This window comes from Acinetobacter sp. Root1280 (genome assembly GCF_001425285.1).
Lineage (GTDB): Bacteria > Pseudomonadota > Gammaproteobacteria > Pseudomonadales > Moraxellaceae > Acinetobacter > Acinetobacter guillouiae.
Genome location: NZ_LMED01000007.1, coordinates 137,524 through 159,719, shown reverse-complemented (window position 1 = coordinate 159,719; position 22,196 = coordinate 137,524). Strand labels below are relative to the sequence as shown.

General features: G+C 39.2%; 19 protein-coding genes. 14 read left to right on the top strand and 5 right to left on the bottom strand.

From position 1 onward, the window contains the following. Positions 1-45: 45 nt before the first annotated feature. From ASC84_RS07790 to ASC84_RS07780, 3 genes are all read left to right on the top strand, one after another. Positions 46-1,254, top strand: coding sequence for a TolC family protein (locus ASC84_RS07790; RefSeq protein WP_056513317.1), 1,209 nt, complete (start codon positions 46-48; stop codon positions 1,252-1,254). Positions 1,255-1,300: 46 nt separating this feature from the next. Further along, on the top strand, positions 1,301-3,484 hold the full coding sequence (locus tag ASC84_RS07785; RefSeq protein WP_056513314.1) for a type I secretion system permease/ATPase: 2,184 nt from the start codon (positions 1,301-1,303) through the stop codon (positions 3,482-3,484). A gap of 79 nt (positions 3,485-3,563) precedes the next feature. Next, complete coding sequence (locus ASC84_RS07780; RefSeq protein WP_056513517.1) at positions 3,564-4,796, top strand: HlyD family efflux transporter periplasmic adaptor subunit; 1,233 nt, start codon at positions 3,564-3,566, stop codon at positions 4,794-4,796. A 234-nt stretch (positions 4,797-5,030) separates the two neighbouring features. On the opposite strand, the gene ASC84_RS07775 is transcribed toward ASC84_RS07780, so the two are convergent. Both ASC84_RS07775 and ASC84_RS07770 read right to left on the bottom strand, forming a co-directional pair. Then, positions 5,031-5,438, bottom strand: a complete 408-nt coding sequence (locus ASC84_RS07775) for a hypothetical protein (protein ID WP_056513311.1) — start codon at positions 5,436-5,438, stop codon at positions 5,031-5,033. Continuing rightward, entirely contained in the window at positions 5,431-6,771 is a 1,341-nt protein-coding gene (locus ASC84_RS07770; protein ID WP_056513306.1) for an MFS transporter, read from the bottom strand. The genes ASC84_RS07775 and ASC84_RS07770 overlap by 8 nt, the downstream gene beginning before the upstream one ends. 100 nt (positions 6,772-6,871) lie before the next feature. Between ASC84_RS07770 and ASC84_RS07765 the strand changes: the two genes are divergently transcribed. The 6 genes from ASC84_RS07765 (at position 6,872) to ASC84_RS07740 (ending at position 14,387) form a co-directional block, all read left to right on the top strand. Beyond that, entirely contained in the window at positions 6,872-7,765 is an 894-nt protein-coding gene (locus tag ASC84_RS07765) for a LysR family transcriptional regulator (RefSeq protein ID WP_056513304.1), read from the top strand. A gap of 202 nt (positions 7,766-7,967) precedes the next feature. After that, positions 7,968-8,648, top strand: a complete 681-nt coding sequence (locus tag ASC84_RS07760) for a paraquat-inducible protein A (RefSeq protein ID WP_081409333.1) — start codon at positions 7,968-7,970, stop codon at positions 8,646-8,648. Beyond that, on the top strand, positions 8,645-9,451 hold the full coding sequence (locus ASC84_RS07755; RefSeq protein ID WP_056513301.1) for a paraquat-inducible protein A: 807 nt from the start codon (positions 8,645-8,647) through the stop codon (positions 9,449-9,451). Before ASC84_RS07760 ends, ASC84_RS07755 begins: the two co-directional genes overlap by 4 nt. A gap of 11 nt (positions 9,452-9,462) precedes the next feature. Next, positions 9,463-11,130 (top strand): intermembrane transport protein PqiB, encoded by a 1,668-nt coding sequence (locus ASC84_RS07750; protein WP_162242530.1) that lies wholly within the window; start codon positions 9,463-9,465, stop codon positions 11,128-11,130. Further along, entirely contained in the window at positions 11,120-11,863 is a 744-nt protein-coding gene (locus ASC84_RS07745; protein ID WP_056513295.1) for a membrane integrity-associated transporter subunit PqiC, read from the top strand. The genes ASC84_RS07750 and ASC84_RS07745 overlap by 11 nt, the downstream gene beginning before the upstream one ends. A 322-nt stretch (positions 11,864-12,185) precedes the next feature. Further along, a complete protein-coding gene (locus ASC84_RS07740; RefSeq protein ID WP_162242529.1) occupies positions 12,186-14,387 on the top strand; it encodes a TonB-dependent siderophore receptor in 2,202 nt (733 codons plus the stop codon). Between the two features lie 115 nt (positions 14,388-14,502). Here the strand turns inward: ASC84_RS07740 and ASC84_RS07735 are convergent, their stop codons facing one another. The 3 genes from ASC84_RS07735 to ASC84_RS07725 form a co-directional block, all read right to left on the bottom strand. Beyond that, a complete protein-coding gene (locus ASC84_RS07735; RefSeq protein ID WP_056513289.1) occupies positions 14,503-16,731 on the bottom strand; it encodes a phosphocholine-specific phospholipase C in 2,229 nt (742 codons plus the stop codon). A 26-nt stretch (positions 16,732-16,757) separates the two neighbouring features. Beyond that, a complete protein-coding gene (locus ASC84_RS22895) occupies positions 16,758-16,904 on the bottom strand; it encodes a hypothetical protein (protein WP_166781954.1) in 147 nt (48 codons plus the stop codon). Positions 16,905-17,293: 389 nt separating this feature from the next. Beyond that, positions 17,294-18,160, bottom strand: coding sequence for a DUF4344 domain-containing metallopeptidase (locus tag ASC84_RS07725; RefSeq protein ID WP_056513284.1), 867 nt, complete (start codon positions 18,158-18,160; stop codon positions 17,294-17,296). A 383-nt stretch (positions 18,161-18,543) separates the two neighbouring features. Here ASC84_RS07725 and ASC84_RS07720 point away from each other — a divergent pair, with 383 nt between their 5' ends. The 5 genes from ASC84_RS07720 (at position 18,544) to ASC84_RS07700 (ending at position 22,190) form a co-directional block, all read left to right on the top strand. After that, positions 18,544-19,410 (top strand): metal-dependent hydrolase, encoded by an 867-nt coding sequence (locus ASC84_RS07720; protein WP_056513282.1) that lies wholly within the window; start codon positions 18,544-18,546, stop codon positions 19,408-19,410. Positions 19,411-19,440: 30 nt separating this feature from the next. Beyond that, positions 19,441-19,878, top strand: coding sequence for a PaaI family thioesterase (locus ASC84_RS07715; protein WP_004717695.1), 438 nt, complete (start codon positions 19,441-19,443; stop codon positions 19,876-19,878). Between the two features lie 170 nt (positions 19,879-20,048). Then, positions 20,049-20,729, top strand: coding sequence for a glutathione S-transferase family protein (locus ASC84_RS07710; RefSeq protein WP_056513278.1), 681 nt, complete (start codon positions 20,049-20,051; stop codon positions 20,727-20,729). Beyond that, positions 20,726-21,499 (top strand): SDR family NAD(P)-dependent oxidoreductase, encoded by a 774-nt coding sequence (locus tag ASC84_RS07705; protein WP_056513275.1) that lies wholly within the window; start codon positions 20,726-20,728, stop codon positions 21,497-21,499. The genes ASC84_RS07710 and ASC84_RS07705 overlap by 4 nt, the downstream gene beginning before the upstream one ends. Position 21,500: 1 nt before the next feature. Beyond that, positions 21,501-22,190, top strand: coding sequence for a hypothetical protein (locus tag ASC84_RS07700; RefSeq protein ID WP_056513270.1), 690 nt, complete (start codon positions 21,501-21,503; stop codon positions 22,188-22,190). The last annotated feature ends 6 nt before the right edge of the window (positions 22,191-22,196 follow it).

The window sequence follows — 22,196 nt, the reverse complement described above, 5'->3', positions numbered from 1 at the left end:
ATGAATAGAAAACTGACACGGTCAATATCTCTGTGTTTTATAGGGATGTTGGCAATACATGGCCCATTGGTACATGCAGCAACGTTAAAAGAGATACTCAAACAAGCGCTGGTCAATGATCCTGTGATACAGGAGGCTCAGGCAAATGTATCTTTTGCACATAGTACGATGCAGACGACTAAGGCTGAACATTATCCGATTGTCAGTGCTATAGGGACTCAGGTACTCGGTCAACAACATAAATATGAAAGCAATGCACGAGAAACGCATTTTGCTCCTGGTCTACGCGCGACAGTCAATGTTTATGCTTGGGGCGGGATCGAAGCAGCCGTTGATCGAGATAAGAAAAAAGAAGCTTATTATCAATATACTGCTGAACAAACTAGAGAAGACCTTGGTTATAAAATCAGTACATTGTATTTAACCGCATTAAGGACCAAAGAGTCTTTGGTTGTTGCAGAACGAAATTTAAAACGTCACGATAAAATGCTGCATGATTTAAATATTATTGTGCAACATGATTCTGGTCGGCTCAGTGAGTTGGCTCAAGCTCAGGCTCGTCGACTAAAAGTAGAAACTGGTATTGCTGAATTACGGCGCACTTTAGGTTTAACTGTGAGTCGATTAGAAGTCTACACGCAAGATTTTTTAGCACCAGATACGATTGTTGATCCTTTTTATGGAATGACATCTCAAGATTTTATTACCCAATACCATCGTGCTGAAGTTGATCAAATACCCAGTTATTTAGCACAAAAAGCAGAGCATGAAAGTGCACTTGAAGATATTAAAGTGTCTAAAGCGGCTCAAATGCCGAGTATTAATTTAGAAGGGACGGCAAGTCCAGATAATAAAGAAATCTATTTAAGAATGTCATGGGACATCTTTAACCAAGGTTCAAAGCATAAGATCTCACAGAAAAATCAAACCAAGATCGCTGTAGCGTCGCGCATGCAACAAAGCTTACGCGATACCATTGAACGCAGTCGAACAGCCATGTTTGATATGTCTCAAAATGAACAACGCGTTAAATTAGTGAATCAATATATTGATGTTCAACAAAAAGTCGTTTGGGCTTATGAACAACAATTCAAAATCTCTCGTCGGACATTAATTGATGTACTCGATGCTTATAACGAGCTTGCAAATATTGAAGCAACAGAAGTAGAAGCTCGTAATGATTTTAGAGCTGCAACTTTAGAGTATTTATTGGCTCAAGCCAAAATCAGTCAGTGGGCTGGTGTCACAAACTAACTTGGTTTCCCGATTATTTTCAAAGTATTTATTTAAGTAGAACAACATGAAATCTATTATTTCACATATCGCATTAACGACTAAATTATTAGGTAGTCCGATTAGTGAAGCTGCTTTATTGGCGCGGGTTGGGCGTGATCAAGACTTAAAGATTGATTATGGCACGCTCACAGAGGTTTTACGGAGTTATGGTTTTGATAACCAATTGTCGAAGCGATCTTTACAAGATATTCCAACACTTGCTTTACCTGCTACGATCTTATTAAAAAATGAAGAAGCTGCGGTGATTACCGAAGTTACATATCATGCTGACGAACGGACTTATCATTTATTGCAAACAGATGGGATGACCAAAGTCATCACTGCGATGCAGTTGGAACAATTGTACTTAGGATTTTGTTGGTTTATTAAGCCAAAAGTTCAATCAGATTTACGTTCTGATTTACCTGAATATCATTTGCCTAAAGCTTGGTTTTGGAAGGTGATTTGGCGATTTAGAAAATATTATTATCAAGTTGTATTGGCAACATTGATGATTAATTTTTTAGCTTTATTAAGTTCATTATACGTTATGAACGTATATGACCGTGTTATTCCAAACCAAGCTTTTGAAACATTATGGGTGTTAAGTATCGGTGTGATCATCGCGATTAGTTTTGAGTTTATTTCTAAATTAATTCGTTCTTATTTAACTGATATTGCAGGTAAAAAAGCAGATTTAATTATTAGCTCGTCACTCTTTAGACGTGTTATGCAGTTACGTTTGGTCGATCGTCCAAGTTCGGCTGGGGCTTATGCCAATAATCTTCGTGAGTTTGAAGCGGTTCGCGAGTTTATGACCAGTGCGAGTTTACTGACCATTGTTGATTTGCCTTTTCTATTTTTATTTATCAGTGTGATTGGATTAGTCGGTGGCAAGCTGGCCTTTGTGCCCTTGGCCTTAATCCCAATTATGATTGCAGTGGGCTTCTTTGTGCAAAGACCATTGGCTCGCTATATCAATGAGTCTATGAAGGAGTCATCTCAAAGACAAGGCTTGGCAGTTGAAGCAATTGATGGAATTGAGACGTTAAAAACCAATAATGCGACAAATTGGGCGCAACAACGTTGGGATAATTTCACTGCAAAAACTTCTGTATCTTCGATTAAAGTTCGAAATTTAAGTAATTTGGTGGTGAATTTTGCCGCAAGTATGCAGCAGTTAAATACTGTCTTCTTGGTGGTATTCGGGACTTATTTAATTCACAGCAGTAATCCCGATTATAAAATTACTATGGGGGCATTGATTGCTTCGGTGATTTTATCTGGTCGAGCACTTGCGCCATTATCGCAAATAGCCAGTTTAGCGATTAAATTTCAGTCAGCCAAATTGGCCTTACAAGGGATTAATAATATTGTTGCAAGACCTATTGAGCGGGATCCTAGCCGTCAATATATCAGTTTAGCATCGGTCGAAGGTCAGATTACTTTTGAGCATATCCAATTTCAATATCAACGAGATGCAGCACCAGCAGTCAAAGACATAACCCTAAATATTAACCCAGGTGAAAAAGTTGCTATTTTGGGACATATTGGGAGTGGAAAAAGTACCTTGTTAAAACTCGCAAGTGGTCTTTATGAGGCCAATGCAGGTCATGTTACTTTAGACAATATTGATATACGTCAAATCGACCCAAGTGATTTACGAAGCAAAGTCAGTTTACTTAGCCAAAGTCCTCGCTTATTTTTGGGTACGCTTAGGGACAATCTCGAATTGGCAAGAACTGATCATTTTTCAACTGATCAACAGTTAATGCATGTCTTACATCAGTTTGGCCTCGATAAGGTGATCAATCAGCATCCGCAAGGCTTAGACATGCAACTCGGTGAAAACGGCTTAGGTTTATCTGGCGGGCAAAAGCAACTCATTGCTTTAGCAAGATTAACCTTACGTGACCCACAAGTTGTACTGCTTGATGAACCCACCACTGGATTAGATCAAGAAACAGAATTATCTGCCTTAGATGCGCTTCAAAACTGGGCAAAACAAAGAACATTATTGGTGGTTACCCATCGTCCCCAAGTCCTTGCATTGGTTGATCGTATTATTGTGATGGAAAATGGCGCCATTGCGATGGATGGTCCTAAAGCAGAGATTCTTGCCAAATTAGTTCAACAACAGCCCCAAAATATTCCTCCTGCAAAACCCAGAGTTCATCGAGTGAGTGTAAGTGCTCGGATCCGTAAATAACCTGATGCTTTGAACGTCAAGATTTGGTCGGATGAGAAATGATGTTGTTATGATTATGCAGATTAAGTAAGTGAAAGAAATGAAAAAACAAACTAAGCAGCCATCAATCAGCCAATCTGATTTGAAGCTGTTAAACGATTTAAATGGCGCTTTACAGCAAGAAAAACACTATGGCTATTTTGCGGTGATTGTTTTGCTATTCGTCTTAATCGTCGTATTTTTAATTTGGGCGTATAACAGCACCTTAGAAGAGGTGACGCGAGGCCAAGGAAGTATTATCTCTAGTAGTCGTGAGCAAATTATTCAAAGCTTAGACCCAGGAATTATCATGGAAATGAGAGTGAAAGAAGGGGATGTTGTTGAAAAAAATCAAATTCTACTCAAACTGGATGATACTCGCAGTTCTGCTATTTTAAGAGAGAGCGAGGCTAAGGTTGAAAATTTAACCGCAATTGCAGCACGATTGAAAGCGGAAACTACAGAGACTAAGCCGATATTTCCTCAAGAGATTTCAAGTGAATTAAAGCAAAGAGAATATCAGGCTTATACGGTAAGACGGCAGTCGATGGTCGATGCGATCGAAGCATTAAAAGCCAGTAAAAATTTCTTGGATCATGAGATTTCGATTACCCAACCGCTGGCACAGCAGGGATTGGTTTCAAATGTGGAAGTATTGCGTATGCAACGACAATCGGCAGATTTGGGTGCGCAAATTTTAGATCGGAAAAATCGCTATTTAACCGATGCGAATAATGAGTTGGTGAAAACAGAAGCTGAATTGGCACAGGCGCGAGAAAATATGGCGATGCGTGCGGATCCTGTTGATCGTTCATTTATTCAAGCGCCGCTTCGCGGTATTGTAAAAAATATTAAAATTAATACAGTGGGTGGTGTGGTCAATGCAGGACAAGATATTTTAGAAATTGTTCCTTTAGATGACAAACTTTTGGTTGAAGCTTATATACGGCCACAGGATGTGGCTTTTCTTCGTCCCGGATTGCCTGCTGTTGTTAAAATAAGTGCCTATGATTATTCGATTTATGGTGGCTTAGGGGGGGTGGTGACACTGATTAGTCCCGATACCCTGAGTAATGACAAACGTAATAGTGAATTGAAATTAAACCAAAATGAAGTCTACTATCGTATCTTGGTCAAAACCGATGCAAATAGTTTAGTGGATAAACAAGGGAAAAAGCTTCCGATTATTCCCGGCATGGTGACCACTGTTGATGTAAAGACCGGTGAAAAGACCGTATTTCAATACTTGATTAAACCGATTACGCGGATGAAACAAGCTTTACAAGAGAGATAAAGCCACTTACTTAAACGGTTAAGTTAGAGTCATTTCATGTTTTGATCTATCCCCCAAATATGACCTTGTCGTTGATAGGTCAAGATTGGGGGAGGTGATTTTTGCTAAAGTAAAAACTTATGTAGAACAATAGATCATTGTTTAATACTGAGTTATCGCGTTCAATTAGCCTTAATCCAGTGTAAGTTTATTTAATAAAATTATTTCGAGCTAAACCAATGGCGGTTAATTCAGCTAACTCGATGAGGCCAAATTGACCAATGTTTCATGTAGATAAACCCAATAATATTGACCTGATTCAACTTTGATACAAGCCGTCGATATCCGTAATGTATCAGGTTCATGGCTTTGTTGATGTTCTTGATATTGAATCCAGCAGTGGTTGTCTGCTTCAAATAAAGCACGCGTATTTAAGATTTTAATTTTTAACGCAGGTTTATTACCTATATTTTGACTAAACAAGGCATTTATTTCGGGTAAACCAATGACATTGCCTTGCGTCGTAATCATTTTAAAATTTGGATCAAAACTGGCTAAGAGTTGATTTAGGCTTTCTTTTGCATTTTGACCAGTAAATACATTTTCAATCAAAATATGTAAATCGATGACATGTTGTAATGCATTGTCCATAGGATTAGACATGGGTTTTCTCCTTAAAAATGGAAATTAATGATAAGAGGCAGAGCAGTGCTGCAAGCAAAAAAGTATGCTGATAACGTATTAAGTCATTTGCAGCAGGTAACAGATTAAAGATTGAAATAAGGACAACTGTACCTAAACTGAAAGCAACTTGTCGATTAATGTTCCACAGCACACTGCCTTGTAATAAGTCTTGGCCGTTAAAATCGATGAGGGCACTGATTTGGGCAGTATTGGCACTTAGACCACCACCCATTCCCATCAGTAGATAAGCAACCATCAAGGTACTTAAATCATTGGCATTTGAGACCCAGAACAACAGTGAAATTCCTAAACTATGTAGCGTAATACCGATTATAAAAAGCTGCTTTTTACCGAGATGGCGATAGAGAAGTCCACCACTGGTCATCGATACCAATGCACCTACTGCATAGAGCAGCATAAATAAGCCAGTCTGTTTTGCATTAAACCCAAGGTTACGTTGTAAATTAAAGATATTCAGTAAATTCACACCAGTAAAAATACCGGGTACTGCGTAATAAACGATAAATGCATTGCGTAAATTATAATTTTTTAACAATTGCAAATTAAGAATCGGATGAGCAGATCCTTTTGCGTATTTGAGATAAATCAGAAGCATTGTGATGGAAAGTAGAAAGCTACTGATCGCGAGTACAACACTATGGTAATCGTTAAATAATGAGAAAGAGAGTAACAAACACAACAGGCTGACATTGACCATAAACAGTCCTAAAAAGTCAGGTTTCCCGGACGTTTTAGCTTTATTTTCTTTGATCCATCGCCATGCTAAAAAAGCAGTGATCACGGTAAAGGGGATATTGGCGAAAAACACCCAACGCCAAGATAAAGCATCAATAATCATGCCGCCAATCGTTGGTGAAAAGGCTGGTGCAATTAATGCAATTGCCATAATCATTGTGGAGATACGTTGCCGTTCATGGTTTGGAAACAGTGCAAATACCAATGCTTGACCGACAGGGATTAATAATCCGCCAGCCACACCCTGAACAAATCTCCAAAAAATTAAACTATGGATTGATTCACTCATGCCAATCAAGCAAACGCTGACGGAAAAAAGCAGCATTGAATAACACAGCAATTTCCGATCACCCAATACGCTTGCTAACCATAAGCTCATGGGCATGATTAAAACCAAACCCAAAATATAAGCATTGCTTACCCATGCAACCATCGATGGGCTGACTGAGAAAGCTGTTGCTATATCGGGTAAGGCAATTGCAGACATGAAAATATTGATGCAATCAATAAAGAACCCAAGTAAAAACACTGTTGCTATTTTATAGCGATATGACATAGCGACCTCCAAGATGCAGGAGGGTACGATTCAGGCCTTTTATTGTCGATGCATGCGAAGTAAAATCATTGTTTAATAATTTCAAACAATCAGTGTGATTATGCAAAAAAACCTAAAACAGATTATAAGTTTTTTGCAAGTGGTTGATTCAGGATCATTTACCAAGGCAGCGGAGATTTTGGGGTTAAGTCGATCGATGGTGAGTATTGATATCAAGCATTTAGAACAGCATTTAAATGTGAGTTTGCTGATTCGTAATACGCGTAATATCGCACTGACTGAAATAGGCAAAAGCTTTTATGAGGATTTCAAACACATTCAATTGCAAATCGAAGAAGCTTTTGAGCGCAGTCAAAACTTAGCCACAAGTATCACAGGGATATTGCGTTTTTCATCGACCAATGAATTTGGACGGAAATTCATCTTACCTTTGCTGGGTGAGTTTTGCCGCCAATATCCTCAATTACAGCTACAATATTCATTTAATTCTTCCTTAGATGATTTAGTCACTGAAAAATTAGATTTGGTCATTCGGTTGGGAAACTTAAAAGACTCATCCATGCGGACACGAAAAATTGCTGAATATCCGATTTATTTGGTTGCCAGCCCTGAATTTTTAAAACGTTATCCAATCAATAGCATTGCTGATTTAGCACATGTTCCTTGGATTGGTCATCGCTTATTGAATTGGCAGGATGCGCAATATGTTTTACAAAATGATCAAGGTGAAAAACATACATTGCCTTTTGTTAGAAGTCAGTATGAATCTAATTCGGCAGAAGCGATACACCAGATGACACTTGCTTCATTGGGTGTCGCGATATCGCCAGCTTGGTTGGTCGATGAAGATATTCAGCAAAATCGTTTAACTCGGGTGTTAGCTGATTTTGATTTACCTGTGCAAAATGTTCAATTGCTCTATCCGAATACGGGAACATTACCTGCAAAAACTCGTGTCTTTATCGATTTTTTGGTGCAACGACTGTGTCTTTAATCATGTCAAAATAGGCGCTTGCTATTGCGTATAGATAAAATGCATGGTCAATTGTTAGACTAGATTTCGCCAGATCAATTGTTTATATAAAACCAACAGGATATCATCAAAAAATATCACAACTCATCTGTATACATCTCAGTAAAATATAGCAAGATGAGCTTCGGTCTAAAAAGAATTTATAAAATGGTGTTGATGTTCTATGCGTGAGCCGTCCTCCTTTCCGCCAGTTTCTGTGCCCTTGAATCAGCAAGCATTGATTCAAAATGGTGATATTGCACCGCAAACACTGGTTGCCTGTGAGGAATGTGACACGCTCTATCATCGAATTCAGCTGACTCAAGGTGAGCGTGCTTATTGTCTCTGTTGTGGTGCTGAGCTTTATCGGCAAAGCAAGCCGTTTAGTGTCTTACTGGCAATGGTAACAACAGCACTGATCGTATTTGTGATTGCCAATAGTTTCCCGATTGTTAAGGTGGAATTGCAGGGTAATGATTCACAGACAACACTACTGGGTGCTGCATGGGCAATGTTTCATGCCGGGCAAGGGCCCGTAGGTGTGTTGATTCTTATCACGACTTTCGTGGTGCCTTTATTAGATTTATTGCTGCTGTTCTATGTCCTTTCATCAGTTCATTTTTTTAAAGTTCGGCCTCGTTATTTAGTTGCAGCATTTCGTACCCTGTTTTTATTTAGAACATGGGGAATGGTTGAAGTATTTTTGATCGGGGTATTGGTCACCTTGGTTAAACTGGTGGGTATGGTTGTGGTGATTCCGGGCGTTGCATTATGGGGATTCTCCATACTGAGTGTATTGCTGGTTTATATTGCCTCAGTAAAAGTCAAAGATCTTTGGGATGAGATCGACAGGAGACTCTCATGAAAACTGAACAGTCTCAGGCTAATTTTTCAAAATACTCAGCGAATACAGACAATAAAAATTCGTTGCAATATCCAAGAGCCAAAGATTTGTCTTTGGTGCTTTGTCATTGCTGTGGAACACTCAATAAACAGGTTCCAGAGGTTGAAGAAAAACATGCTTCACATTGCTTGAAATGTCATAGTGTGCTGCATCAACGTAAACCAAAGAGCTTAGACAGAACCCTTGCTTTGGTGATTGCGGCGAGTATTTTATATATTCCAGCCAATGTACTTCCGATGACTGTCACAGATTCTTTGTTAGGCAGCCAGCAAGATACGATCATGAGTGGTGTGATCTATTTTTGGCAGAATGGGGATTATTTGGTTTCTGCTGTTATTTTTATGGCCAGTATTTTTATTCCCATGTTAAAACTTTTAATTCTGTGTTTTCTGTTGATTGCAGTAAAAATGCAGTCTTCTAAACGATTGCACTTTTCACCTGAGCATTGCTCAATGCTTTATCGGATTGTTGAGTTTATCGGTCGATGGTCGATGATTGATGTTTTTGTGGTGGCTTTATTGACCGCCTTGATTCAGATTCAATCACTGGCAACTATTCTCGCTGGGCCGGGCGCGGTTGCTTTTGGTGCAGTCGTGGTTTTAACCATGTTTGCTTCACTGAGTTTTGACCCGCGTATTATTTGGGATAATTATTCTGCTGCCCAGAATACGCGCAACAAGAACGGGCTTTCCCTGCAAGGCTCAGATGTGATTCACGTGGATCATGCTCCCTTGAATCATGATTTATCTAATTCCAGTCAATAAAACAATGATGGGTGTGTATGTCTGAAAATAAAACCAATAACGAAAGCTCAGATCATCAGGATCCTCATGCTGTAGATGAACCGCAGCAGATTTTACCTGAACCTGAGAAAAATAAAGGACGCTGGCGACCATCGTTGATCTGGCTGATTCCGTTTATTGCCTTGCTGATAGGACTGTCGTTGGCAGTCAAAGCGGTATTAGATACTGGTCCGACCATTAATGTTGCTTTTAGAACGGCTGAAGGGCTGGTTGCAGGTAAGACGACTGTTCGTTTTAAACAAGTGGACATCGGTCTTGTTCGCCAAATTGATCTTGCTGATGATCATTCACATGTCATTGCGAAAATTGAACTGCGTAAGGATGCCAGTAATTTTGCTGCAAAAGACTCACGCTTCTGGGTGGTTCGCCCACGCATTGGTGCCAGTGGTGTCTCTGGAATTGATACCTTATTGTCGGGTGCTTATATTGAAGTTGATGGCGGTAAGGCAGAACAAAAACAGGATGAGTTCACTGGCTTAGAAGTTCCTCCAGTCATCTCATCAGATGTACCGGGTAAAATCTTTTTCCTTAAAGCCAATAACTTAGGCTCACTGGATATCGGTTCTCCTATTTATTATCGTCAGATCAATGTGGGTCAAATCACGGCTTATCAGTTGGCCAAAGATGGTAAGAGTGTTGAGTTACAGACCTTTATTCAAGCACCTTATGATAAGTTCGTGACCACAGATGCGCGTTTCTGGCAGGCCAGTGGTGTGGATGTCAGCTTAAGTGCATCAGGATTTAAGCTAGATACCCAGTCTCTGGTGAGTATTATCGCTGGCGGGATTGCTTTCGGTTATCCTGAGAATTCTCATGCTGCTGTTGCTTCGGATCAAAGTCGTTTTAATTTATGGGATTCTCGTACTGAAGCATTGAAAGAGCCAGATGGCAATCCACACCGTATCATCATGTATTTTGATCAATCTTTACGTGGCTTGTCGGCAGGTGCACCGATTGACTTTATGGGGATTGAAATTGGTAACATTCAGTCGATTAATGCGGAGTTTGATGCAAATTATACTCAGATTCGGATGCGGGCTGAGGGGGTCATTTACCCATCTCGTTTAGCCAATGGCAAAGAACTCGATCCTGATGGTGTGATTTTTAAACGCTTTATCGAGAGAGGCTGGCGTGCTCAGATGCGTACTGGAAATTTACTGACAGGGCAGAACTATATCGCCTTTGATTTATTCCCTAAAGCAAAACCAGCAAACTTAATCATCAGATCAAATGGTGTGATTGAGGTTCCAACCACACCAACCGAGTTGAAGGGATTACAAGCACAAGTATCGCAAATTGCGGATAAACTGAATAAATTCCCATTGGTGGAAATTGGGCAGGATGTACGTAAAACCCTCAATAATATGAATTCAGCGATTAGCTCTACAGATAAATTGGTGAAACAGTTGGATGGGAAAGTTGCGCCAGGACTACAGGCGACTTTGGATGATGTACGTAAAACCATGCGCTCTACTGAAACCATTCTATCCAGTGATGCGCCAATGCAACAAGATGTCCGTCGTGCTTTACAGCAAATGACACGTGCTGCCGCATCTTTACAGTTAATGGCTGACTATATTGAACAACACCCAGAATCACTCATTCGTGGGAAAACGCCTGAGGTTAAGAATGCTAAATAAAAAAAATAGCTCACATTTTCTGTCCTATTTGCCGCAGTCTAGTCGAGCAGGTTGTGCTCTATTATTGGCCGTTGTGGGTTTAACGGGCTGTTCCAGTTCGCCTACACCAAACTACTATAGCTTGACGCCAACGGTTAAACCGTTGGTGAGTTCAAATGTACGGGTGATTGAAGTACTGCCAGTGGGATTACCCGATCGTTTAAACAGGGCCCCCTTAGTCTTACAGGACAGCAGTGGTAAATCTAATGTATTGGATAATGAACGCTGGACGTCCACGCTGGGTGCAGAGTTGCGTGATGGTTTGTCTGCGGGTTTGCAACAGAAATTAGGTGCTGTCGATCGTTACAGCAGTGGTATGACTGGTGGTAAAGTCTCTTACCGTATTGCAACCGACTTTTCTCGGTTTGATATTATCGAACACTCCAATACACGTTCGTTAATGGGTGCGATGAATCGGGATATTGAGGTGGCAGTTGCTTGGATTATTAAACGTGATGATCCAGCCAGACCCTTAAATCAGCCAACAGGTGTACAAAATGCAGTTTTGCCTAACCGACAACTCAGTTGTCGAATGGCATTTACCGATGCAGTGCGTGCGGATGGCAATAAAATTGTTGATATAGTCAGTGTTTCACGACAGTCATTGAGTAAGGTTGTCGAAGCGATTGCAGCTTCTGTTGTTGCGACAGAAGCCAATAAAGCTGTGGTGATGGAAGGAGTGACCTGTGCTTAGGTTGATGTGAGAGTCCGTCAACTGTAAAACTAAATATAGGAAAACTTAAGTTTCATCGTTATTTAAAATTCTTCAATTTTTAAGATATTGAAAGAGTCGTTTGTCTGGTCGCGAAATAATGCAAGTAGTTGAGCAAAGCTTTCATTTTAGTCACAGGGTTTTGTTCGATTATCAATGCTACTTGTATTATGTGATTCTCTAGGTTTTTGTTTATACATTTGTGCTCAGTTAGAGGATGGATTAAAAAAACATCAAGAGAATCAATGTAATTGAAATTAAACTAATATATAATCATTATCATTTGCAAATGTTATTAATTATCATGAAGTGTTTTTCTCTAAATAAAGTATGGCAAGTTATTATATCAACACCATTATTGAGCACTCATATCTATGCTGCTGTAGATGAGCCAACAGCAGCATTAGCACCAATTATTGTTCAAGCAGAGATGAATGACGATATAACAGAACATTCTAAAAAATATAAAAAAGATAAATCATCACAAGCAACTAAAATGAATTTAGCGCTAAAAGAAACCCCTCAAACCGTGACTGTCGTGACTCAACAAAGAATGCGAGATCAGGGACTAAACACCATTGCAGAAGTTATGCAACAAGTACCTGGGGTAAGTATCGGGTATAACGATAGTGAACGGCCCAATTATAATGTTCGAGGATTTGCAGTAGACAATATTCAAATTGACGGAATTGCATCTTCCTACTCAGGCGTTAGTGGCTCTGTTATTGCGATGCCTGTTTTTGACACAGCTGTTTATGATCATATTGAAGTATTAAAAGGTGTAAATGGTCTAAATACCGGATTGGGAGAACCTTCTGCATCAATTAATATGGTGCATAAAAGACCAGAGCAGGCATTTAAAGCGCAAGTAGGGGCAAGTTATGATAGCTTTGATGGTCGTAGATTTACAGGAGATATCACCGGAGGCATTTTGGCCGATGATAAATTGAATGCTCGCTTGATTATCACAAATTCACAAGGGGGGACAGGTAAAAATAATTATGATAAAGATACAAAAACGATTTCAGGGTCATTAACATCAAAAATTACTGAGCAAACGCACTTAACATTAGGGATCGATTATCAAGATGATGATCCTAGAGGTTTAGGTGGTGGTGTGCCAATTTTCTATAGTGATGGAACTAAAACAAAATTTTCATCAGAGGATAACTTTGGTTCTATGGATTGGGTAAGATGGCAACGGGAATTGCAAAATAGTTATATCTATTTAGATCATAGTTTTAATGACCATTGGAAAACTAGAGTATCTTTTAGTCGACAAGATTTAGATGCATTTGCCAAAACATCATATGCCTATAATGGAAACTTAAACCCAAATGGTACAGGTTTAAGTTATTCTCATTGGGCATCAGAAGGTGATCTAAATCAAAATACTTATGACATCACTGTCAATGGTTTGTTTAGCTTATTTAACCGCGAACATCAGATTGTTTTTGGTTTGAATGGTTGGGATCGAGAGGCAAATGAATATGGACTGAGTTATCCAGCTTATTCTGCAACAAATACAATTAATGATTTGGCAAGTTTCTATGGAAATACTTCTCCAGATTTTAAACCTCAAAGAACAGGTAGCGATAAAAGTACTGAAACGAAAATGTTAGGTAGTTTTGTCAATGCGCGTTGGAATCTTACAGATCCTTTGAAACTGTTTACAGGGGTACGTTTATCCGATTGGGATACTCAAACGAAGAATTACAAAAATGGTCAATTGACCAATATTACTTCAAAACAACAACAATCAAGTATCCTTATTCCTTATATTGCTGCCACATATGATATTTTTTCAAATTCAACAGTGTATGCAAGCTATACAGAAATTTTTAAACCTCAGTCCAATCTTGATATTAATGGTAATTTTTTAGACCCTGTAACAGGTAGTAATACTGAATTAGGTTTAAAAAATAGCTTGTTCAATGATCGGTTAGATCTGAATACGGCGATTTATTATGCAAAAAAAGACAATGTTGCTGAACAAATTGCAGGGACTGGTGTGAATGGCATTGACGCACGTTATAGAGCAGTAAAAGGGGCGGAAACAAAAGGTTTTGAAATAGAAGCATTGGGGCAGCTAAATGACGCGTGGACACTTTCTTTTGGTTATGCTTATAACGAGACTGAAGATGCAGCAGGGAATAAAGTAAATACAGCAAATCCTAAACAAACTGCAAAGCTAAATACAAGCTACCAATTTAAAGGTGATTTAGTGGGATTAAGGGTGGGAGGCAGTCTAAATTGGTATGGTTCAAGTTATGACTACATTAATATGGGAACACGGACTACGCCTCATTTAATTAAAGCTGAACAAAAAAATTATGTTGTGACCAGCTTATATGGTGCTTATGATATTAATAAGAAAACTAATATTTCATTGAATATCAATAATCTATTTGATGAGCAATATTATACACGTATTATTGCCAGTTATAAGACAGGTTATATGGGGGATGGAAGATCAGCAGTTGTTGCCTTAAATTATAAATTTTAATAGATTTTATTGTTGATAGATAACAGCACCCCAGTTTTAAATAAAGCTGGGATGCTGTTAAATTTGATTCATTGTTAATAATCTAAAAACTTGAATATTCAAAATTCTTTAAATATTAAACCATCGCTGGATCACTGACAGAATCTGCACCTGTTTCAACGCGTCCTGCAAAGCGTCGATAAAACTTAGTGTCTTGAGTACAGGTTACGGCAAAATCATACCATTGCCATGTATCTTTCAGTTCCCAATGTCGCGTTGATGTTTGACCTGCTTTTACAGTGATTTTTAACGCTGCATCACTACGATAGACGACTGGGCTAATGACCAATTCAACATCTTTTGTGCCCATGTTGGTCAGGTCTAAATAAACATTACCATTGGCAATATCATAACACACTCGAATTTCAGGATTGATTTGCAGGCTTTGATTACGATTCAAATCACCTTTGAAATGGCGATGAAAACCATTTGGTCCCATTACCCAAAGATCGTATAAGCCTTGATTATCCTTTTTCACATTCCAAACATCATCCAGTGTTTTACCCGCTTCTACAATGTAACGACGCGGAACACGACTGAGATTTAACTTGTCATAGACATGAAAAACTGCGCCTTGAGTCCCTGTATTCGAGAACAAGAGTTTAACTGTTCCATCATTTTGACAACGTGCGCTGGTATGTAATTCATAAGGCAATGCTTTAGATGGGCGAATACCACTGGCTTGAATTGGAAGTTGTAAATTGGTTGGAATCGGAACATTGGGCAACTTTTGCTGAGCTGAACGAAGTTGATCTGCTTGCTCACGGGTTTGTTTACCATTTAATTCTGGCAGTACATCTTCATTTGGGGTTTTAAAATTAAATGCTGAGGTTAAATCACCACAAATCGCACGACGATAAGGGCTGATATTTGTTTCTTTTACCCCAAATCGTTGTTCTAGAAACATTAATACTGACGTATGATCAAACACTTGAGAGTTAACCACACCCCCACGACTCCACGGTGAAATTACAAAGAGTGGTACACGTGGGCCCGGTCCATAAACACCATTGTCTTTTTTAGGCTGGCTGCTGCTGCCTAGTGGCGCGTCATGCACATAATATTCATACTGCATATCAGCTTGGCTGAGTGTGGATTTACCTGCATAAGTATTGTCTGCTTGTAAGGTCGGTGCTGATGGAGACGGAACATGGTCAAAATAACCATCATTTTCATCAAAATTGATCAAGAAAACTGTTTTACTCCAAACCTCTGGCACTGCTGTTAAAGCATCTAAGATTTCTTGAATAAACCAAGAACCTTGCACTGGGCTTGATGGACCAGGATGCTCGCAATAGATGGATGGTGCATTGATCCAAGACACTTGGGGAAGTTTGCCTGTTTTGATATCACTTTTAAAAGCATCTAAAAACTCTTCGGGTTTATTGCCGGGCAGGGTGTTTGCGATACCTTTATACAATGGATTTTTAGCATTATCAGTTGTGGCATCATAAGCTTTATAAGGCAATGGTTGCGCTGCTTTATTGTATGGACTATTCGGCGCACCACCACTTGAAACTGGATAGCCTGAAGCAATATTGGCTTTTTTAAAGGTACGGAATGCACCGAGCATGTTATCGCCCCATTCATCCGGCATATTTTGATAGCAAATCCAGTTAACACCTGCTTCTTCTAAACGTTCAGCATAGGTTTTCCATGTGTAGCCGATGTCAACGTTTTTGGGGTCACCATCAATCCAGTCCCATTCATTATTCACAAACGCAGTACTGGTCGGTACTGCGCCATTGGTGCCCGTTAAATGAAATGAGCGGTTGGCATCTGTACCTGTGTGCATTGAACAGTGATACGCATCGCAAATGGTAAAAGCATTGGCTAAAGCAAACTGGTAAGGGATTTCCTGCTCTTTAAAATAACCCATTGCATAATCAGTTTTATGGGTTGGCCAGTTTGACATACGGCCGTTGTCCCAAGCTTTTTGGCTATCCACCCAAGTATGGTTTGTACCGGGTGCACGTTGTGCATTATTACTTGATCCATCTAAATGAAAAGGCGTTAATAAGGCACCGTTACTTCGTTGTTGTTGCCATACAGTACGATCATTTTGCAAAGGAATGGTTAAGCGGTCGGCAAAACCACGAACGCCTTTTAATGTACCAAAATAATGGTCAAATGAGCGGTTTTCCTGCATCAGGATAACCACATGTTCGACATCCTGAATGGTTCCTGTTTTATTATTTGCAGGAATAGCCAATGCCTTTTGAATGCTGGCTGGAAATGTAGATAAGGCAGCAGCACCAAAACTTGTTTTAAGTGTATTTGCTAAAAATTGACGACGATTAATCACAATATTTCCCTTTGGTATTTTTATGTTTATGGTGCACAACGCATTAATGGTTTTTTAGATCCATCAGGCTGTGTAGTGGCCTGATCATCATTTGAATCATTACAAGCGGTGAGTGCCAGTAAAATGGGGAAAATATAAATGTACGATAACCATCGTTTCGGTTTTTTTAACATGTGCTTCGTCCATAATAAAGATGCCCACACATTAGACAGCGCTTGTGACAGCAAGGTGTCATCTTTATGACAAATCATTGACATGGCAATAGCGCTAGAAATCGAGGCAAAAATCCAGATAAAAGTAGAAAATAAAACTGGAGAGAATTTAAGCGGTTTTGATGTAGAGATTAGGTGTGACGTTTAACTTTAATTTGAATTGTTGCTGAGATCTAAGATATCAACTAAGCATTTTGCTTTTAAAAGATTAATTTTATTAGTCATGTTTTTATAGGATGAATGATCAGGCAACGTGTGAAAATGCGAAGAGTCAGAACAGCATTTAAATTTATAGCTGAGCATGCAGGATATTGCAGGAATGAATGGTTCCTGCATTTATTGACGGCCGTTTATTTTAAATGTTTTTTAAGCAAAGCATCCCATCTTTGAACCAATGCTGAATATTCAGTTTTACAGCCAAGTGCTCTGCTTTTGGGTAAGTATTTTTCTTTGACCAGATACGCATATTTTTGCGAGTCAGACCCATAAACATAACATAAGAAATTTTCTGCTCTTACCCATTCAGGTGAGTGCCCCTCTGGTGTAAGTTTTCTTGAAACGGCTGGCCCTTGTTGCTCTAGCCCATAAGAGTCTGAAATAGAAATTAAATAATCTTTATCTTCATCATAAGTTGTTAGGATATAAGCAGCGACTTGATCAGCATAATCCTCTTCGAATTTATAGGGGATATCCAATGCAAGTGTATCTATCAAGGCATGGCCTGCCTCATGATACAAAGTACCAAGTGCGCTTTGAAACAGCTCATCTTCAAGTTCGGTACCTTTAGCACCTGCTTGAGAAAATAGCTCTCTTTGTTCTTCGCCTAATTCATAACACATCTCTATTGTGGAAGTATCAGCATCATAGAATGCATTCACTTCACCACATTCTTTGGCAATCACCTTGATATCCTGCGGTATATTGATATAGCTGTTCATATATTCCGCAAAGTCTTCTAATAAATAATTCGAGCGCCAGAATTTTTCTTCGATCTTGGTTTGGGCATTTCTAGCGGGTTGGTAAATCGCAATAAATTTTCCTATTTGATCTTTAGCCGCATGCTTTTTATGCTGATTTGATGATGAGGGAGTCTGTTTCTGTTGATTGATTTCAGATTGATTATTTGAGGAATCAGCGCTAGTCCCACAACCGACTATGCTAATAAGTACTAAACTAATCAAACAGCTTTTTAAAATAAGAGGGATCTTTCTGTTCATCTGTCTTCTCAAAACAAAAATATGAAGTGTTTTTATGTGCAAATGCATGTGTTGAAAATGCTGATTGTCTACATATATTTAGGATCATCAGTAAAGTTCTAAGGTAGCCTGAAATAGGTGAAATTCATGTAATTAAATCATTCATTTCAAGGTGTTCAGCCCTTAACTTATTACTTTATTATTTCATCATCATGTTATTTTGACAGCTTGGTTTTATCTTTTGTCTTTACAGTTTGTCTTTATAGGAATGATACTGTCATTTAAGGACAACCTGAAGCTTTAGCGTATTCAGACCATTGACAAGATCAGCATGGATCATTATTTTAACTCATCAGGTTCTTTTTTGGAACTTGTTATTTTAAGATAAATTCTTGAGGTGAGCCATGTCTATATCAGCGGTGAAAGAAAAATCAAAGCAAAAAACACCTGCATCATTTCCAGTACGTCGCATGGATTATCAATTTCAGGATATGCCCAAGTATTGGTGTAATGACGAACCAACCTTTACCCATTACTTCACAGGTCTATCGACACTTTTTCCTGAAGGTGAATCGTACTTTGTCCGTTCAGTGCGCGCTTTACGTGAAAAAATTAAAAACAACCCACAGTTAGATCGTGATATTGGTGCTTTTATTGGACAAGAAGCCATGCACTCTAAAGAACATCATGCTTTTCATGTCAGTGCACAGCGATATGGTTTAGATCCTGAATCCTTAGAAAAAGTCACAGGGATCATATTAAAAGCGGTAGAACGTACTTTTCCTAAAAAATGGAATCTCTTGGTCACAGTGGGTCTGGAACATTACACCGCCGTGTTGGTGGTGGAGATGATGAAAAATGTCAATGAGTTAATGACCGATACTACTATTCGTAATTTATGGTTATGGCACAGCGTTGAAGAAACCGAACATAAGGCTGTGGCTTATGACATGTATGAATACTTATATGGCAAGGGCTTAGATGCCTACATTCCTCGCGTGGCAATTTTTACATTTAGTCTTGTGCTGATCACGCTATTTTCTAATGTATATCAAGTGGTGTTGATGTCGAGAGATAAACAATTATTAAACCTTAAGTCTTGGACTAAGTTTGCTGGGTTTACAGTACAAGCCTATCGTAAGCTGATACCGCAATTTTTCTCTTATTATCAGTTTGATTTTCATCCGAATGATACTGATGAATCCGAAATTGTCGCGCAAACTAAAGTAAAAATTGGTTTATCCCCTGAGCAATCAAGCTTTATCCAATAAATATTTTATTTATCAAAATAGGAAATAGTGATGAATCCACTCAATATGACTGGCCTAGAAATTATGCAAGCATTCCAAAAAGGACTGGTGCCAGCGCCTGGTATTGCAAAAACTATGGGGATGGAGGAAGTCGGAGACGTTGAATATGGTCGCATTGTATTTATGGCCATTGCGGATGAACGTCATAGCAATCCATTGGGTGGGGTACATGGTGGTTTTGCCGCAACGATATTGGATTCAGTAACAGGGTGTGCTACACATACCGTCTTGGCTGCGGGTGAGGGCTATGGAACTACTGATCTTGCGATAAAAATGTGCCGTCCGATGCCGTTTAATAAAAAGTTAATTGCTGAAGGTAAAGTCATCAACGTAGGGAAAAACTTAGTCATTTCAGAAGGCTATCTTCGAGATGAAGAAGGAAAATTGTATGCACATGCAACAGCAACCAATATGATCATCCGTCGTTGAAAGATTCTATTTCTGCATCATGGTTTTGAACTAGAATTTTTGGATCAGGGCTTTTAATTCAGATTTTTTGATTTATCGCCTTTGAATCAGGCCTTTGAAGTATTAAGTGCTGATCCTGTGATGTAGTTCATCGAATATCAATCGACTCAAAGTTAAGCTGAGAATATAAAATGAATTCAGTTGTATTACATCAATGGGAAATCTCACCTTTTTGCCAAAAAGTTGCCAGGATGTTGCAATTTAAAGGGATTGCTTATCAGACTGTGGATTATAACGGTGTACTGGGCGCAAAAGTGCCAATGCTCAGTAAAGCAGGCAAGGTTCCTGTTCTAGATATTGATGCTCAACGTATTCAGGACAGTACCCGTATTGCACGTTATCTTGATGATGCTTACCCAGACTTACCACGTTTATATCCTGAAGATCCTTTACAAAAGGCCTATGTTGAGCTTTGGGAAGATTGGTCAGACGAGTTGTTATATTTCTATGAGGTGCACTTTCGTGTCAGTGATGCTGATGCTTTAGATCATGCGGTTGAAATGAGTGCAAAAGGTCGCCCCAAACATGAAATATATCTGTTAAAACCCTTGCTCAAAGCAACATTAAACCTGCAACTTAAAATGCAGGGTACAGGTCGTATGGCTAAGCAGGATATTGAAGCGGAATTTACTCGTCATTTAGAACGTATCGAATTGGTGTTGGCGCAAACAGGATGGCTGGTTGGCGAAGATAAAACACTGGCTGATATTGCAGTAGGTTCGCAGCTTTTAGAGATTGTCCGCACCAGTAAAATTTGGGGCGCTAAAATTAAAGCTTATCCTTCTATTGCTCAATGGATAGACTTGCTATGAATACGCAGAATGCAACATCTCAAAATATAGCAACACTTCCATGTGTGGTTGTTATGGGCGTAGGTGCTGAACAAGGAATTGGAGCAGCAGTTTGTCGTCGTTTTGCTCAAGAAAAATTAAAAGTACATGTTGTGGGGCGTACTTTAGCGAAAGTGCAAGCCGTGGCTGATTCAATCAATGCGCAAGGTGGACACGCCGTAGCACATGCTTTGGATGCTGAAAATGAACAACAAGTACAGGCTTTTTTTGCGGAGAGGAATGCGCAAAAGGAGCATCTCGTCGCTGTTATTCATAATGTGGGGGGCAATATCCCCTCAATTTTTTTAAAGACCTCACTTCAGTTTTTTACTCAAATGTGGCGTTCTACTTTTTTATCGGCTTTTTTAGTGTCACAACAAGCCTTAAAAATCTTTGAACAGCAGCAATATGGCACACTGATTTTTACCGGGGCAAGTGCATCTCTTCGTGGTAAACCTTTTTTTGCGGCATTTACCATGGGCAAATCCGCATTACGTAATTATGCGATGCATCTCGCCCAGATGTATAAGCCTCAAAACATCCATGTTGCACATATTATTGTTGATGGCATGGTCGATGGTGATCGTGTCAATAAGGCGGTATTTGGTTTAGGACGCTTACTGAGACTTACACGAGGCACAGGTGGTTTAAATATCGAAGCGATTGCTGAAAATTATTGGATGCTTTATCAACAAAAGCGTGATTTATGGACCCATGAGCTGGATTTACGTCCTTATCAGGAGAAATTCTAATATGTACAATTTAATTCCTCCATTGCTGAGAAAAAAATCCAAACTACAGGGCTGTATCGTTGTTATTGGCAATGAAACTCACTCGCTCAGCCAGCTTTTTGTGCATCAAGCACACAACAGCACAATGCCTGTATATCAAGTTCAGCATGATCCTACGCAAACTAATCTAAAGATTGAGCAACAAGATTCAGGTCTAAAGCGGGTTCGTTTGAATCTGATCAATCCGACTGCTTTAAAAAATTTAGTTGGCTATATTCAACGAACAGGGCATTCAATTGAACTATGTATTTTCCAAGCTGATTTTTCAAAATCATTGTCGAATTCCGATGCTTCAGTCCAACAGATCGAACAGCTTTGGCAAAATACTGGTTTGGCTGCGGTAAATATTTCCCAAGCGATCATTCGACAGATGCTGATAAAGTCACAAGGAACTTTGATCTTTCTAGGAACACAGCCCAACCTTTTCGCTGAAAACAATGGCTTAACTCAGAGTATGTTTGCCAGTATTCGGGCATTGGCACAATCTTTGGCAAGAGAGTTTCATCCTAAAGGCATCCATATTACCTATTGTATGTTGGAAAGTTGGGATAGTCAGAATGTTGCCTTGATGGATTCGGTTAAAAATATGTGTTGGCATCTTTATCAACAACCTGATTCAACTTGGAGTCAGGAATTGAGTGTTGGTGTATAAGCCTTA